This is a genomic window from Rhodovulum tesquicola (genome assembly GCF_024128855.1).
GTDB classification, from domain to species: Bacteria; Pseudomonadota; Alphaproteobacteria; order Rhodobacterales; family Rhodobacteraceae; genus Rhodovulum; species Rhodovulum tesquicola.
Window position 1 is genome coordinate 1 of record NZ_JAMYDV010000013.1, and the last position, 14,364, is coordinate 14,364.

The 14,364-nt window shown below is 68.5% G+C and carries 16 protein-coding genes; 10 read left to right on the forward strand and 6 right to left on the reverse strand.

The genetic code is table 11. The annotated features are described in order from the left end of the window. Window positions 1-159 precede the first annotated feature (159 nt). A complete protein-coding gene (locus tag NHN26_RS11835; protein WP_354595933.1) occupies window positions 160-543 on the forward strand; it encodes a DUF1214 domain-containing protein in 384 nt (127 codons plus the stop codon). A 49-nt stretch (window positions 544-592) separates the two neighbouring features. Then, window positions 593-907 carry a DUF1214 domain-containing protein gene (locus tag NHN26_RS11840; RefSeq protein WP_253089626.1) on the forward strand — a complete coding sequence of 105 codons (315 nt, stop codon included), beginning with the start codon at window positions 593-595 and terminating at the stop codon, window positions 905-907. Window positions 908-1,047: 140 nt separating this feature from the next. On the opposite strand, the gene ubiV is transcribed toward NHN26_RS11840, so the two are convergent. From ubiV to ubiT, 3 genes are read right to left on the reverse strand one after another with little or no spacing between them, the layout of a single operon-like run. Beyond that, window positions 1,048-1,968, reverse strand: a complete 921-nt coding sequence (gene ubiV / locus NHN26_RS11845) for a ubiquinone anaerobic biosynthesis protein UbiV (protein WP_253089627.1) — start codon at window positions 1,966-1,968, stop codon at window positions 1,048-1,050. A 4-nt stretch (window positions 1,969-1,972) separates the two neighbouring features. Next, complete coding sequence (gene ubiU, locus NHN26_RS11850; protein WP_253089687.1) at window positions 1,973-2,971, reverse strand: ubiquinone anaerobic biosynthesis protein UbiU; 999 nt, start codon at window positions 2,969-2,971, stop codon at window positions 1,973-1,975. Between the two features lie 8 nt (window positions 2,972-2,979). Then, window positions 2,980-3,513, reverse strand: a complete 534-nt coding sequence (gene ubiT / locus NHN26_RS11855; protein ID WP_253089628.1) for a ubiquinone anaerobic biosynthesis accessory factor UbiT — start codon at window positions 3,511-3,513, stop codon at window positions 2,980-2,982. Between the two features lie 349 nt (window positions 3,514-3,862). On the opposite strand from ubiT, the gene nrdR reads away from it, so the two are divergent. The 3 genes from nrdR to aqpZ all read left to right on the forward strand — a co-directional run bounded on the left by nrdR (window position 3,863) and on the right by aqpZ (window position 6,294). Continuing rightward, on the forward strand, window positions 3,863-4,330 hold the full coding sequence (gene nrdR / locus NHN26_RS11860) for a transcriptional regulator NrdR (protein WP_132694425.1): 468 nt from the start codon (window positions 3,863-3,865) through the stop codon (window positions 4,328-4,330). Next, the gene (gene ribD, locus NHN26_RS11865; protein WP_354595932.1) at window positions 4,327-5,427 is read left to right on the forward strand and encodes a bifunctional diaminohydroxyphosphoribosylaminopyrimidine deaminase/5-amino-6-(5-phosphoribosylamino)uracil reductase RibD; all 1,101 of its coding nucleotides are present in this window, start codon (window positions 4,327-4,329) and stop codon (window positions 5,425-5,427) included. Before nrdR ends, ribD begins: the two co-directional genes overlap by 4 nt. Before the next feature lie 177 nt (window positions 5,428-5,604). Beyond that, window positions 5,605-6,294, forward strand: coding sequence for an aquaporin Z (gene aqpZ / locus NHN26_RS11870; RefSeq protein ID WP_253089629.1), 690 nt, complete (start codon window positions 5,605-5,607; stop codon window positions 6,292-6,294). Between the two features lie 41 nt (window positions 6,295-6,335). On the opposite strand, the gene NHN26_RS11875 is transcribed toward aqpZ, so the two are convergent. The 3 genes from NHN26_RS11875 to NHN26_RS11885 all read right to left on the reverse strand — a co-directional run bounded on the left by NHN26_RS11875 (window position 6,336) and on the right by NHN26_RS11885 (window position 10,933). Then, window positions 6,336-8,369: a capsule polysaccharide biogenesis protein gene (locus tag NHN26_RS11875; RefSeq protein ID WP_253089630.1), complete on the reverse strand. Its 2,034-nt coding sequence runs from the start codon at window positions 8,367-8,369 to the stop codon at window positions 6,336-6,338. A gap of 8 nt (window positions 8,370-8,377) precedes the next feature. Continuing rightward, the gene (locus tag NHN26_RS11880) at window positions 8,378-9,505 is read right to left on the reverse strand and encodes a polysaccharide biosynthesis/export family protein (RefSeq protein WP_253089631.1); all 1,128 of its coding nucleotides are present in this window, start codon (window positions 9,503-9,505) and stop codon (window positions 8,378-8,380) included. A 135-nt stretch (window positions 9,506-9,640) separates the two neighbouring features. Further along, the gene (locus NHN26_RS11885; RefSeq protein ID WP_253089632.1) at window positions 9,641-10,933 is read right to left on the reverse strand and encodes a capsule polysaccharide biogenesis protein; all 1,293 of its coding nucleotides are present in this window, start codon (window positions 10,931-10,933) and stop codon (window positions 9,641-9,643) included. A 124-nt stretch (window positions 10,934-11,057) separates the two neighbouring features. Here NHN26_RS11885 and NHN26_RS11890 point away from each other — a divergent pair, with 124 nt between their 5' ends. The 5 genes from NHN26_RS11890 to NHN26_RS11910 all read left to right on the forward strand — a co-directional run bounded on the left by NHN26_RS11890 (window position 11,058) and on the right by NHN26_RS11910 (window position 14,291). Further along, on the forward strand, window positions 11,058-11,660 hold the full coding sequence (locus NHN26_RS11890; protein WP_253089633.1) for a riboflavin synthase: 603 nt from the start codon (window positions 11,058-11,060) through the stop codon (window positions 11,658-11,660). A gap of 73 nt (window positions 11,661-11,733) precedes the next feature. Then, complete coding sequence (gene ribB / locus NHN26_RS11895) at window positions 11,734-12,852, forward strand: 3,4-dihydroxy-2-butanone-4-phosphate synthase (RefSeq protein WP_253089634.1); 1,119 nt, start codon at window positions 11,734-11,736, stop codon at window positions 12,850-12,852. A 3-nt stretch (window positions 12,853-12,855) separates the two neighbouring features. After that, window positions 12,856-13,395 (forward strand): 6,7-dimethyl-8-ribityllumazine synthase, encoded by a 540-nt coding sequence (locus NHN26_RS11900; RefSeq protein WP_253089635.1) that lies wholly within the window; start codon window positions 12,856-12,858, stop codon window positions 13,393-13,395. Continuing rightward, complete coding sequence (gene nusB, locus NHN26_RS11905; RefSeq protein ID WP_253089636.1) at window positions 13,392-13,859, forward strand: transcription antitermination factor NusB; 468 nt, start codon at window positions 13,392-13,394, stop codon at window positions 13,857-13,859. Before NHN26_RS11900 ends, nusB begins: the two co-directional genes overlap by 4 nt. 99 nt (window positions 13,860-13,958) lie before the next feature. Beyond that, window positions 13,959-14,291 (forward strand): hypothetical protein, encoded by a 333-nt coding sequence (locus NHN26_RS11910; RefSeq protein WP_253089637.1) that lies wholly within the window; start codon window positions 13,959-13,961, stop codon window positions 14,289-14,291. The last annotated feature ends 73 nt before the right edge of the window (window positions 14,292-14,364 follow it).

Below are 14,364 nucleotides of genomic sequence, written 5' to 3' on the forward strand. Positions count from 1 at the left end.
CATTCGGCGCTTGGCGGAAGGACACCGGTTGAGGCCCATCAGGGCCAAGACCTGAAGGCGGCGGCATGATCAACAGGCAAGCTTAGCAACGCCGCAAATCTGTCCAGAAAACGGGGACCACCTCAGATCGGCCTTTACGGCAATTCCCGGGAAGAGGCGATCTATCCGGTCTATCGCGTCGACCACGAGGGGAAACCCCTGGATGGCGCGAAGCACCGCTACACGCTGCGCCTTGCTCCGGGACAGCTTCCGCCGGCCAACGCTTTCTGGTCACTGACCATGTACGGCCTGCCGGACAGCCTGCTGGTCGCGAACCCGATCAACCGCTACCTCATCAATTCTCCGATGCTGCCCGGCCTGCTGCGCGACGCCGATGGCGGGATCACGCTGTACATTCAGGCGACGTCGCCCGGGTCGGACAAGGAGTCGAACTGGTTGCCGGCGAATGACGGTCCGTTCTGGACGGCCATGCGCATCTACTGGCCGAAGGAAGCCGCGCTCGACGGAACCTGGACGCAGCCACCGTTGATCAGGGTGGAGTGATGGGGGGGGCGCCTTCGTCGGCGGCTACCGGTTCCAATCGCAACCGGGCGTGGACATCCTCGACGGCGCCACCTTCGTCTACTTCATGGCCACCGGCGTGACCCCGGCGATGGAGCAGAAGGTGGTCGTGCTCGGCCCGCAATACGCCTGGACGGCGCATGACGCGGTCGGCCCGCCGCTCGACGGCGGGTCGACCTATCGCCTCCACCCGCCCAAGGGCATCCCGGTCAAGGACTTCTGGTCGGAAATCCTCTTCTCCAACCCGGCCCGGTCGATAAGAATGGCATGTCGGAAGGCGCCGTCTGCAATTGGAAGGCCAGGTTCGGCGGCACCACGGTGCCCCGGGCTCGCACTTGCCGCGTAATCGGTCCGAGCGACGATGGCGACGCTGCTGAAGGCACTCCGGGATGAAAACGCCAAGCAGGAAAAACTCCTGCCCGAGGGTTCTCGGCGCCCCCCCCCCCCCGGCGACGGTTTCACGGGACGGCGGGATCTGCCAAAGCGTCAGGCCATCTCGGCCACGCGCGGGACCCAGTCATGCCCGGCCCGGCCGCGGTAGAAGCCGTTGACGAAGGGCGCCTCGATTCCGAGTTCGCGCAACTTCGCCTCGCCCTCGGCCACGTCGATCCGGCCTGCAAGCACGTCGTCGAAGGCCCGCGTGACCGCGATCATGTCGCAGGTATGCGGCATCACCCGGAAATGCGTGACCCCGATCGCGCGCATGTCGTCGATATCGGCCATCAGGTCGAGATAGCCGTAACTCAGCGTCTGGATGCCGTTGATAGTCAGGAACGGCTTTTCGTCCATGGTCATCAGCGTCATGCCGTCAGGGTCGTCGCCGCAGACGAACTGGCAATTGTCCTTGGTCCGCTCATGCGCCCGGGCGTGATAGCAGCGCGCCGACAGCGCCAGCGAGGCCCGGCCAAAGACCTGCACCTCGACGCCGACGCCCAGTTCCCGCGCCTTTTCGCCCAGCCGCGCGATGGCCGCGCGCGGCAATTCGGGCAACAGGCTGAAATGGGTCGTGCCCTGGCCCGCCAGATAGGCCATGGTGTCCTCGTTATAGACGTTCAGCAGCCCGCCGATCCGGTGCGGCCGGTCCTTGAGGTGCAGAAGTGCGGCGGTGTTGTTCACCTCGAGGTCGCGCCCCTCCTGCTTGGACCACTCCATCAGGATGTTGCGCTCGCGCTTGATCACCACCTCGGAGAAGGAGGAATAGACCACCGTCTTGCCCGCGCGTTCCAGCCGCTCGGCCACCGCCGGAAGGTGGACATCGTCGAAGAACGGCGTGCGCTTGGAACAGATCACCTCGCCCAGATAGACGGTCGAGACCGGGCTTTCGTCGGCGATCCGGCTGTAGAAGTCGATCCGCTGCTCGGCCGGCCAGTGAAACAGGTTCGGCCCCAGGGTCAGAGACGGGTTCATTCCGTCACCTCCATTTCTTGGTCTTGAGCGCGCCCTCGGTCTGCTTCTGACCCTCGGTCAGCGCGACGAGATCGGCAAGCTTGGGCTCCTGGCCCGCCATGATCGAATCGACGGCCTCGCGGAAGGCGGCGACCACCTTCTTGACATAGGCGCGCGAGCGTTGGCGGCCCTCAATCTTGAAGGCATGCACCCCCGCATTGATCAGGTCGGGCAGCATGGTCGAGGCGTTCAGGCTGATCGGTTCCTCGAAGGCGTAATAGCCGCCATCGCGGGCATCGCATTTGTAGCGGCCCTTGCAGATCGTCGGGTAGCCCGCGGTTTCCTCGGGACCGAAGCGGTCGATCATGTAATCGCCCAGGATCGTCGACATGCTGCCATCATCGGCGCGTTCGTATTTCACGCAGGCCGCGGGCGAGCATGCCCCGTCCATGTTGGTGGACTGGCCGGTGACATAATTGGTCAGCGAACAGCGCCCCTCGACCATCAGGCCATGGTTGCCGAAGATGAAGGTCTCGACCTCGCAGGGGATTTCCTTCAGCAGTCCCCGGATCTCGCTGACGGTCATGATGCGCGGCAGCACCACGCGTTTCACGCCGAATTCGCGGACGTAATACTCGATCGCCTCGGGCGACGAGGCGGCGGCCTGCACCGACAGATGGATGCGCAGGTCCGGGTAGGTGTCGCGAATATAGGCGGCCACCGCGATATCGGCGACGATGCAGGCATCCGCGCCCAGCCGCGCCGACAGATCGACCATCTCCTTCCACAGTTCGACCTTGCCCGCGGGCGGGAAGGTGTTCAGCGTGATCAGGACCTTGGTGCCGCCGTCATGGGCGTAGCGGATGGATTTCTCCATCTCCTCGGGGGTGAAGTTCAGCCCGACGAAATTGCGCGCATTGGTGGCGTTCTGATAGCCGCAATAGACGGCATCCGCGCCCGCATCCACCGCCGAGCGCAGCGCGGCAGGCGTGCCCGCGGGGCAAATCAGCTCGGGCTTGACCATGGCGTTCATCACTTGGCCCCTTTCCGTTTCTGGGCATTCTCGGCGGCGCGGCGCAGGGCGTTCAGCGCGGCGCGCCCGGGCGGGCCGAACATGTCGGCCACGCTTTCGGCAATCGGGTCGTCCACATCGTCCAGCGCGTTGCGCAGGCAGACCACCGCCTCGGTATCGCCCGTGACGATCAGATCGCGCGAGAAGAACAGCGCGTCGCCATCCTGCTCGGTATCCATCAGCGTCAGCAGGTCGAGGAACTTGCCCGAGATCCGCGCGGCATGCGGCGGCGGGTTCCTGCGGCCGACGGCGCGGAAATCCAGCGCCTCGGGATCGGGGCGCAGATACAGCATGAACGGGATGTCCACCGGGTCGATCAGGAAATAGGCATGCCGATGCGGACCCAGACGGTCGAACATGTCGGGGTTCTGCACCGCGATCCGATGCACGATCCGCTTGAGGATCGGGTTCAACAGGAACAGCGGCAGCGGCGGCGCGAAAGGGAAGCCGCCGGGGCCGGCGCCAAGGCGCGAGGACTGGGGTTCGGATGTCATGGCGTGGTCGTTACAGGAGTGTTCGGGCGAAGGACTTGACCTACGTCAAACCCCCGGGCCTGTCCGCGCCACGAATTGTCACAGGCGCGGCACAGGGGCCGAAAACAGGCTGTTTCCGGCCCTCGCTTCCCCGATCACATCGCCGCGAGATCCCGGGCACGGCGATCGAAGGGCAGACCGCAGAGCGGGGGAGGCAGACCATCCGGCCAGTCCTCGGCACCGTCTTGCGCCAGATCGGCAGACGCTGGCGCGACCCCATATCTAGCTGGCGAAAAGTCCACTACCCAAATCCTTGAGGCTCACCTATAGTCGCTGTGGATAACATTTCAGCACCACCGAGGGAGAGGCCATGCGCTGCCCGTTCTGCGGAAATATCGACACCCAGGTGAAGGATTCGCGCCCCGCCGAAGACCATGTGGCGATCCGGCGGCGGCGCTTCTGCCCGGCCTGCGGCGGGCGCTTCACCACCTATGAGCGGGTGCAACTGCGCGACCTGGTGGTCATCAAGTCCAACGGGCGGCGCGAGGATTTCGACCGCGACAAGCTGGAACGCTCGGTCCGGATCGCATTGCAGAAACGCCCCGTCGATCCCGAGCGGATCGACCAGATGGTGTCGGGCATCGTGCGGCGGCTGGAGAGCATGGGCGAGACCGACATCCCCTCGAAAACCATCGGCGAGATCGTGATGGAGGCGCTGGCCCGGATCGACACCGTGGCCTATGTGCGCTTCGCCAGCGTCTACAAGAACTTCCAGGCGGCGGACGATTTCGACAAGTTCGTGAGCGAGCTTCGCCCCGGCGCCGCGGCCGAGGAGTGAGCGCAGAGGACGATGCCCGCCACATGGCGCTTGCGCTGGCGCTGGGCGCGCGCGGGCAGGGGCGGGTCTGGCCGAACCCCGCCGTGGGCTGCGTGATCGTCAAGGACGGACGGATCGTCGGGCGCGGCTGGACCGCGCCGGGCGGGCGGCCGCATGCGGAACCTCTGGCGCTGGCCCAGGCGGGCGCGGCGGCGCGCGGGGCCACGGCCTATGTCAGCCTTGAGCCTTGCGCCCATCACGGGCAGACCCCGCCCTGTGCCGAGGCGCTGGTTGCGGCGGGCGTGGTGCGGGTGGTCACCGCGCTGGAAGACCCCGACCCCAGGGTGGCCGGGCGCGGCCATGCGAACCTGCGTGCGGCTGGCATCGCGGTCGAGACCGGCGTATTGGCCGAGGCCGCGCGGCGGGCGCATCGCGGGTTCCTGCTGAACCGGATCGAGGGGCGGCCCGCGGTCACGCTTAAGCTGGCCACGTCCTTCGACGGGCGGATCGCCACCGCGGCGGGCGAAAGCCGCTGGATCACCGGCGAGGGCGCCCGACGGCTGGTCCATGCCCAGCGCGCCCGCCATGACGCGGTGATGGTGGGCGGCGGCACCGCGCGGGCCGACGATCCGGAACTGACCGTGCGGGGGCTGGGCGCGGTGCAAAAGCCTGTGCGCGTGGTGCTGTCCCGGAGGCTCGACTTGCCGCCGGAAGGGCGGCTTGCCGCGACGGCTGCCGCAGTGCCCCTGTGGCTGTGCCATGGCCCCGATCCCGCGCCGGACCGCCGCAGCTACTGGCAAGGGCTGGGCGCGCGGCTGATCGAGGGGACCATCGGCCCGGGCGGCCAGCTCGACCCGGCGACGGTGCTGCGCGCGCTTGGCGCGGCGGGGCTGACGCGGGTGTTCTGCGAGGGCGGCGGCAGCCTGGCCGCGGCGCTGCTGTCGGCGGGGCTGGTGGACGAGCTTGTCGGCTTTACCGCGGGGCTGGCGCTGGGCGCCGAGGGGTGGCCCGCGATTGGCGCGCTGGGGCTGGAGCGGCTGACAGAGGCGCCGCGATTCCGGCTGATCGAGACCCGCGCCATCGGCGGCGACGCGATGCATCGGTGGGAGCGGGCCTGATCGGCGCGGTCCTCCGTCAAGGCGCTTGCGTCCTGCGACAAACTGCCACAATCCTTTTGCATCCTCCGGGCCAGGCCGCGGAGGATGCGTGTATTCGGACCAGTGCGGGGCCGTCTTCGGGCGGAGTTTTCCCGAGTTTCAGGACGCCCAGTATTTCAACGCTCCAAAAGGTGCGACATGATCAAGAAACTTTCGGCCGAATTCTTCGGCACATTCTGGCTGGTCTTCGGCGGCTGCGGCAGCGCGGTGCTGGCGGCGGGCTTTCCCGAACTCGGCATCGGCTTTGTCGGCGTTTCGCTCGCCTTCGGCCTGACCGTGATGACCATGGCCTATGCGGTCGGTCATATCTCGGGGGGGCATTTCAACCCGGCGGTGTCGCTGGGCCTTGCGCTGGGTGGCCGCTTCGGCTGGGGCGAGTTGCTGCCCTATTGGGCGGCGCAGGTGGTGGGCGGCTTTGCGGCGGCGGTGGTGCTGTTCCTCATCGCCTCGGGCGCGCCCGGCTGGACGGCGGGTGGCTTTGCCTCGAACGGCTATGGCACGCTCTCGCCGGGGGGCTATGGCATGGTCGCCGCGCTGCTGGCCGAGATCGTGCTGACGGCGGCCTTCCTCATCATCATCCTGGGGTCGACCTCGGCGCGTGCGCCGGCGGGCTTTGCGCCCATCGCGATCGGGCTTGGGCTGACGCTGATCCACCTGGTCTCGATCCCGGTGACCAACACTTCGGTCAACCCGGCGCGGTCGACTGCCGTGGCGGTCTTTGCCGAGACCGGGGCGCTGGGTCAGCTCTGGCTGTTCTGGGTGGCGCCGCTGATCGGGGCGGCCATCGGCGCGCTGATCTGGAAGGCGCTGCTGTCCGACGAGGGCTAAGCGCATGATCCTGCCCCCGGCCCGTTGCCCGGGCCGGGGCGCTAGCGCCAGAGCCAGGCATGGGCGGCCAGCGCCCCCTGCGCCCTGGACAGCATCCTCAGCCCCGGACCGGGGCGCGGCAGGCGACCTTCGGCCAAGCGTTCGGCCACGATCTCGGCGGGGCAGGGGCGGCCCGTGACGGGGTCGCGGTAACGCGGGTAGTCGATCAGCACCGCATGGGCCAGCGCCACGATATCGGGCCGCGCGGCACGGCGGGCGGGCACCGGGCCCAGATCGCGTGTCAGCCTCCAGCCCGCATAGAAGGGCACGCCCAGGCAGGTGACGGGCAGGCCGCGCAACAGCGCCTCGAAACCAAGGCCGGAACTCAGCGTCCAGACCTCATCGACCTGCGCCAACAGATCGGGCAGGCCCGCAGCGGCGGGGACCAGATCGGCATGGGCGCGCACCTGTTCCACGGACAGGGCGCCGGGGCGCAGGCCCGCCTCGACATCCGGATGCGGACGGTACAGGAGCACGGAATCCGGGTTCTCGGCCCGGGTGCGGCGCAGCAGCGCAAGGTTGGTCCGCTCGGCCGGGCAGCCCAGCCGCACCGAGGCGTCGTCCTCGACCTGGCCCGTCACCAGGATGCGGCGGCCCGGCGGCAGGTCGGGCAGGGAGGCGCCACCAAGGTTGTATTTCGTTACCCCCCGGCGCGTCAGAAGGCCGATCAGCCGCTCGGCCCGGGCGCGCGCGACGGGGTCGAGCGTGCAGGCCGCCGCCACCAGCTCTTCCAGCCTGCTTTCCCGGGCCGGATCGTAATGGATGCCCAGATCGTCCAGCACCAGCGACATGGGCGGCACCAGCGCCGCGCCCAGACCGCGCGAGCGCAGGAACCCGTCCTCTACTCGAACCGTGCCGGGGCGCGCGCCCTGCTCGGTCGCGGCCCAGACCATCGCCCGCCGCCCCGTTGCCGCCGCCCGCGCCTCGGCCGACGCGGCATCGGGTGCGAAGCGGACCGGCCGGACCCCACCGAAGAAGCGCTGCACCGTGCCACGTTTCCACATCCGCATGCCGCCCGCGACCCAGCCCTGCCGGTCCTCGCGCCAGGCGCGCGTCTCGGCCTCCAGCACGGCCAGCGCGTCTTCCAGCTCGCAGAGCCGGTCGCGGAACGGGTCGTACCAAGTCGGCGCCAGGATCAGCGCGGCGGCGGCCAGTTGCGCGCGGGTCAGCCTGCGGGTGCGGCGGGCGAGGGGGCGTTCGTCCGTCGTGAGCCCCCAGCCCGCGTAGAACGGCTGGCCGAAGACGCGGGGCCGGTGGCCCGCCAGGATCGCCTCGAACCCCATCTGGGAAGAGACGGTATAGACCGCCACCGCCCCCTCCAGCAGCGCCCAGGGCGAAACCGGTGCGGACAGCATTCCCGGCTGATCAGGCGCGTAATGCCCCGGCCGCAGGCCCAGCGCGGTTTCGGGATGCGCCTTGACGATCACCCGCGCGCCGGGGTTCTCGATCTGCGCCATGGCCAGCATCTCGCGGAAGGTGTCGGCATCCGCCCCGCTGGCCGTGACCGAGGCATCGCCCCGGCTCTGGTCGATCACCAGCACGTATCCGGGCGCGGGAACCGGCGTGGCGGGGTCGAAGCCGGTGTATTTGCCCAGATGCCCGGCTCTGATCCGCCCGATGGCCGCCCGCGCGCGGTCCAGCAGCGCGGTGTCGTCCAGCGGGTGGGTGGCTAGCAGATGTTCCAGATCGGACGGGCAGGACGGGTCGAAATGCACCCCACGCCGGTCGAGCATCAGCCCGAGCGGCCCGCCCGCGCCCCGCGCCCGCCCCGGCAGGACCGAGCGCAGGAACGCATCCTCCACCCGCAGGACGCCCGCGCCGCGGGCGTTGGCAACCGCAAGCCCCCGCCCCGCGCTCGGCCGCGCCCCCCAGACCGCCACAAGGTCGTCGCGGCCGGGCAGGCCCAGCCGGATTTCGTGGCCCGCCAGCGTCAGGATGCGCCGCACCCGCCGCCCGGTCAGGAAGCCGCCATTGAAAACGAAAAGCCGCCGGGAGGCCTGCCCCCCGGCGGCGCCGCTATCCCGGTCGGGGCGCATGGCCCCGGTCAGTTGCTGTCCGCAAGGTTGGCCAGGCTGTTGGCCGTGCCCGCCGTGCCCGTGATCGCGCCCAGCGTCTTCTGCCACTGCACGAAGGGCGCCTCGGTCACATAGACCGTGTCGCCATCGCGGATCGCGAAATCGCGGGCCAGGAACATGCCGTTGGGCTCGGTCAGGTCGAGCACATAGACCATGCGCTGTTCGCCGATCAGGTCGTCGCGGCCCAGTACCATCTGGGCGACCTCTTGCGACTCGTTGCGCATCACGAAGACGCCGGTGGGATCGGCCAGCCCGGTATTCAGCCCGCCCACCTGCGCGATCGCCTCGATCGCCGACAGGTTCTGCGTCTCGAACGGAACCCGGCGCTGGGCGCCCATCGCGCCGAGCGCGGTAAAGGCGCGGGTGTCGCGCTCCACGAGGATGCGGTCGCCGTTGCGCAGGGCGATGTCGATCTGGGGGTGGCTGTAGAGATCCTGGAACCACACATCGCCGCGCCGGCTGCCGCGCAGCACCGAGATGCGCGCCACCTCGGGCGGGATCGAGAGGCCGCCTGCGGTGGCCAGCATGCCGGACAGCGTTCGATTGGGGCGCTGGATCGGGTAGACGCCCTGGCCCGCAACGCCGCCCACGACCGATACGGTCGCCCCGTCCCCCGCCAGCCGACGCACCACGACTTGCGGATCGGGGGTCTGGGCGTCGAGCTTCTCGGTCACGATCTGGCGCAGCCGCTCGGGCGTGTTGCCTGCCGCGCGGATCCGCCCGGCATAGGGGATGAAGATGAACCCCGAATCGTCCACCTGCACCTCGTTCAGCATCGCGGCATTGCTGCCCTGGCGCGCGAGTATGCCATCGTCCACATTCTCGTAGATCGTCAGGCCCAGCACGTCGCCCGGCTGGATGATGTCGGCAGTGGCAATGCCTGCGCCGCTGAATTCGGGTGGAAAGCCGATCGCCGGGACTACCGACGTGGCCCGGGTGACCCTGTCATTGACCGCGACCACGAAGGAATCGCCCTGTTTCTGGACCGCACCGGCAAAGATCTCGCGCTTGTTGGGACCGGAGCGCGGCAGGCCGCAGGCGCTCACGGTCGCCACGAGGGCAAGAAGGGCCACGGCCCTCGCCCCTCGGGAATACATGATTCTCACTGCTCGGCGTCCTTGTTCTTGCTTGAAACTGCCTCAGGATCGTCTCGGACAGCATGGAACTGCCACGATTATTTTGGCTCAGCCTACAATGCCCGAGCCGTTCGGGCCAGTCCCGCGCGACCCTTGCTATCCGGCAAGGCGAAGGTGTTGCCCCTGCGCCGCGCCCCGGGCGGCGTGCGAGTCGTAGGGGTCGATGCTGGCCAGCATCATGTCGACCATAAGGCGCATCAGTTGGTCGCGACCCCTGCGCGAATAAAATCCCCCCGGCACCTGACTGGTTTCCAGCAGGAAGCGGCGGAACAGCCGATAGGCGGCGGGGTCCGGTGGGCGGGGATCGGCGAAGAACTCGGCCAACGGCTGGTCCGAGACCAGCTCCGGCTTGTCATAGACCGCCCGGCCAAAGGCGCGCAGCGGCAGGCCTCGCCACAGCGCCTGTTGCGCGGCTGTGGAATTGACGGTGACAGCACTGGTCGCCCCGTCGAGCAACAGCGCCAGCTTGCCGCCCGGCACGAAATGCACCCGCCCGGCCAGCCCCTGCGCGCGGGCCAGAGCCCGGATCGTGCGGGGCAGGGGGCTGCGCCCGTCCTCCAGCGGGTGGGCCTTGAACACCAGATGATGATGGGAGGGCGCGCCACGGGCAAAACCGTCTATGCAGAGCGCCAGGAAATCCTCGATCCGGGCGAATGGCCCGTGATGGCGGAAATTCGCGTCATGGGCCAGTTGCAGCAGCACCAGATGATAGGGAAACCCGCCGCCCCGGATCGTGCGTGTGGCGGCAAACCGGGCCGCGGCATGGACGGGCAGAAGCGCCAGCCGGCGCAGGTAAAGCGCGAACTCGGCGCGCACGGGCAGGCCGCGATGGGGGCTGAAGTGGCGATAGCGGCGCGAGGGCAGCATGACCAGCCCGTGATAAAGCGCGCCGTGGAAAATATGTGCGCGCAGGTCGCCCCAATGGGCGGGGGCCTCGGCGGCGGGGGGCGCGTCGCCCGGCAAACGTGCCGCGATGTCGGGGATCGACAGATCCATCAGCCGCGAATGGCCGTTCGCGCCTTCGCGCTCATAGGTGACCCAATAGGGCCGCAGATAGCCTTCTTCGAAGATATGGATGCGCAGCCCCCTGGCGCGGGCTGCGGCGATGGCGGCGGCGTGGATGGGCCTTGTATCTCCGTAAAGCGCGATATCGGTGATCGCCAGCCGATCAAGCAACCCGGCGCAGGCCATGGGCCAGTCGGCAGGCGTGCAGGTGACAGGCACATACCGCGCCCGGTCCGACCAGAAGGCGGAATCGCCCCGGTTGAAGCCTGCGCGCCAGACCGCGTGCCCGGCGGCGCGCAGGGCGCGGCCCAGCCGGTCGAAGAACGGCCCGTGCGGCCCCTGAAGAAGCAGAAAGCGCCGGTTGCTGCCCGAATGCGTCGTCATGCCCGCAATAGGGCCATTTTTCGGGCGGTTGCGAAAGCGTCAATCGGCTGCGCGGGCGCGGCGCTTGCCCTGTCCGTGGCCAGCGGCTAGGTCGGGCGCAGAACCGCAGAAGGAGCCAAGCGCCATGTTCACCGGCATCATCACCGATATCGGCACCGTCCGCGCGCTGGAAAAGCGCGGCGACCTGACCGCGCGGATCGGCTGCGGTTACGCGCCCGAGACCATCGAGATCGGCGCCTCGATCGCCTGCGACGGGGTCTGCCTGACGGTGACCGACCGGGGCCGGGACGAGAGGGGCGGCTGGTTCGCCGTCTCGATCTCGGCCGAGACGCTGTCAAAGACCAATCTGGGCGGCTGGGCCGAGGGCAGTCGGATGAACCTGGAGCGCGCGCTGCGGGTGGGCGACGAGCTGGGCGGGCATATCGTGTCGGGCCATGTCGATGGGCTGGCCGAGATCGTCGCGATGGTGGACGAGGGCGACAGCACGCGCATCACCTTTCGCGCGCCCGACGCGCTGGCGAAATTCATCGCGCCCAAGGGATCGGTCGCGCTGAACGGCACCTCGCTGACCGTGAACGAGGTCGAGGGCGCCAGCTTCGGCGTCAATTTCATCCCCCATACCAAGCAGGCCACGACCTGGGGGCTGGCGCGGGTGGGCGACCGGGTGAATCTAGAGATCGACACGCTGGCGCGCTATGTCGCCCGGCTGGCCGAGGCCGCGGGATAAGCGGGTCCGCGCCCTCTGGCGCTCTGTCGTGTGATGGTCTATCTGCCTCGCGACAGCCAAAGACGGGCAGACCATGACCACCGACCCCTCCGCATCCGATCAGGAAAGCTTCCGCGACGCGATCTCGTCGATCGAGGAGATCATCGAGGATGCGCGCAACGGGCGGATGTTCATCCTGGTGGACCACGAGGACCGCGAGAACGAGGGCGATCTGGTCATCCCCGCCCAGATGGCGACGCCCGAGGCGATAAATTTCATGGCCACCCACGGCCGCGGGCTGATCTGCCTGACCCTGACCGGCGAGCGGGTGGACGCGCTGGGCCTGCCGCTGATGGCCTCGCAGAATTCCAGCCGCCACGAAACCGCCTTCACCGTCTCGATCGAGGCGCGCGAGGGTGTGACCACCGGCATTTCCGCCCATGACCGCGCCCGCACCGTGGCCGTGGCCATCGACGCGGGCAAAACGGCGGCCGATATCGCGACGCCCGGCCATATCTTCCCGCTGCGCGCGCGCGATGGCGGCGTTCTGGTGCGCGCGGGCCATACCGAGGCGGCGGTCGATGTCGCCCGGCTGGCAGGGCTGAACCCCTCGGGCGTGATCTGCGAGATCATGAACGAGGATGGCTCCATGGCGCGGCTGCCCGACCTTGTGGCCTTTGCCCAGCGGCACGGGCTCAAGATCGGCACGATTTCCGACCTGATCGCCTATCGCCGCCGCCACGACAACCTGGTGAACGAAACGGCGGCGCGGCCTGTCACCTCGGCATTTGGCGGCGACTGGCTGATGCGCATCTTCGCCGATGTCACGCAGGGCGCCGAACATGTGGTGCTGACCAAAGGGGACATCGCTGCGCCCGGCCCGGTGCTGGTGCGGATGCACGCGCTCGACCCTTTGCAGGACGTGCTTGGCCTTGGCCCGCACCCGGCCGGGGAACTGTCCCGCGCGATGGAGATCATTGCCGCCGAGGGGCGCGGCGTGGTTGTCCTGCTGCGCGACACCACGATGAAGCTGGGCGGCGGAAGCGCGTCCCCCCAGACGCTGCGCCAATACGGGCTGGGTGCGCAGATCCTGGCCGCGCTGGGCCTGCACGAGTTGACTCTGCTGACGAATTCGCCCCTGCCGCGGGTCGTCGGGCTTGAGGGCTACGGGCTGTCCATCGCGGGCACCCGCAAGATCGACATGGAGGGCTGAGACATGGCCGACCAGGACCCACACCATATCCTGCCGCTGCCCGCCTTTGACCGGCCGGTGAAGCTGCTGATCGCGGTCGCGCCCTTCTATCGTGACATTGCCGAGATGCTGATCGCGGGCGCGCGGGCGAAACTGGACGCCGCGGGCGCCACCCATGACCTGATAGAGGTTCCCGGCGCGCTGGAGCTGCCGCCCGCAATCGCGCTGGCGCATCGGCTGTCGAATTTCGACGGCTATGTGGCGCTGGGCTGCGTGATCCGCGGCGCGACCAGCCATTATGAAACCGTCTGCAACGACAGCTCGCGCGGGCTGATGCTGCTGGGGCTTCAGGGCGCGCTGATCGGCAACGGCATCCTGACCGTGGAAAACCACGAACAGGCGTTTGAACGGGCGAACCCCGCGGACATGGACAAGGGCGGCGGCGCGGCGGCGGCGGCGTTGCACCTGATCGCGCTGGCCCGGCGCTGGGGCGGCGAAACCCGTGGCGTCGGCTTCCGGCCCTCGGGCGGCTTCCAGATCGCCGAGGGGGCGGACCGCGCATGACCTCAGCCGCCGAACGCCGCCAGATGAAATCCGCCGCCCGGCTTTACGCCGTGCAGGCGCTGTTCCAGATGGAGCAATCGGGCCAGAGCGTGGACGCCGTCCGCCGCGAGTTCGAGACATGGCGCTTCGGTGCCTCCTACGAGGAAGGCGAGGAACTGGCCGAGGGTGATGTCGAGCTGTTCCGCGCCACGCTGGAAGGGGCGGTGACCTGGCAGGCGAAGATCGACCAGATGACCGACCGGGCGCTGGTGGCGAAATGGCCGATCGCGCGCATCGACCCGACGCTGCGGGCGCTGTTCCGTGCCGCGGGCGCCGAACTGGTAGACGGCAAGGCACCGCCCAAGGTGGTCATCACCGAGTATGTCGATGTCGCCAAGGCGTTCTTTCCCGAGGGCCGCGAGCCCAAATTCGTCAATGCGGTGCTGGACCACATGGCGCGGGAAGCCCGACCCGAGGCGTTCTGAAACGCCCAGGCCGCATGATCCGAGTAGGGGGATGCGAGATTCTTCTTGGAATCGATCCATGAATGGCTACCTAATGGTGGGAAGCAACGGAGTCGGTCCATGCCCACACTGATCAGCCTTTATATTCGTCAGACGATCATAGGGTTCATCCTGTCATTCGTCTTCGTGGCGCTGCTGCTCCATTTCAACGTGGCCAATCTCTGGCACCTCGTCACCCATGTCTCGGGTGGGTGGCTGGCGGCGGTGCTGCTGTTCCTCTTCAACGGTATCGTCTTCTCGGGCGTGCAGTTCGGCATCGCGGTGATGTCCATGGCTCGCGACGAGAATGACGGTTCGCGCGGCCGGCGCCAGCCGGAGCGTGTGCGTGGGCTGGCCGAGGCGCTGGCGCCGATTCCGGTGCTGGTGCGTGACCGACGCCATCCCCCGCGATGACGATCACGACCCTTCGTTCGGGATGATGCACAAACTGGCGGCTTTCGGGCCGCCATTTTTTATCCGCGCAGCG

Bases quoted from the DNA above. Each gene is read 5' to 3' on its own strand.
- ubiV (WP_253089627.1), bottom strand. From the start codon at position 1,968: ATGAACCCGTCTCTGACCCTGGGGCCGAACCTGTTTCACTGGCCGGCC.
- ubiU (WP_253089687.1), bottom strand. From the start codon at position 2,971: ATGGTCAAGCCCGAGCTGATTTGCCCCGCGGGCACGCCTGCCGCGCTG.
- ubiT (WP_253089628.1), bottom strand. From the start codon at position 3,513: ATGACATCCGAACCCCAGTCCTCGCGCCTTGGCGCCGGCCCCGGCGGC.
- nrdR (WP_132694425.1), top strand. From the start codon at position 3,863: ATGCGCTGCCCGTTCTGCGGAAATATCGACACCCAGGTGAAGGATTCG.
- aqpZ (WP_253089629.1), top strand. From the start codon at position 5,605: ATGATCAAGAAACTTTCGGCCGAATTCTTCGGCACATTCTGGCTGGTC.
- NHN26_RS11875 (WP_253089630.1), bottom strand. From the start codon at position 8,369: ATGCGCCCCGACCGGGATAGCGGCGCCGCCGGGGGGCAGGCCTCCCGG.
- NHN26_RS11880 (WP_253089631.1), bottom strand. From the start codon at position 9,505: ATGTATTCCCGAGGGGCGAGGGCCGTGGCCCTTCTTGCCCTCGTGGCG.
- NHN26_RS11885 (WP_253089632.1), bottom strand. From the start codon at position 10,933: ATGACGACGCATTCGGGCAGCAACCGGCGCTTTCTGCTTCTTCAGGGG.
- NHN26_RS11890 (WP_253089633.1), top strand. From the start codon at position 11,058: ATGTTCACCGGCATCATCACCGATATCGGCACCGTCCGCGCGCTGGAA.
- ribB (WP_253089634.1), top strand. From the start codon at position 11,734: ATGACCACCGACCCCTCCGCATCCGATCAGGAAAGCTTCCGCGACGCG.
- NHN26_RS11900 (WP_253089635.1), top strand. From the start codon at position 12,856: ATGGCCGACCAGGACCCACACCATATCCTGCCGCTGCCCGCCTTTGAC.
- nusB (WP_253089636.1), top strand. From the start codon at position 13,392: ATGACCTCAGCCGCCGAACGCCGCCAGATGAAATCCGCCGCCCGGCTT.
- NHN26_RS11910 (WP_253089637.1), top strand. From the start codon at position 13,959: ATGCCCACACTGATCAGCCTTTATATTCGTCAGACGATCATAGGGTTC.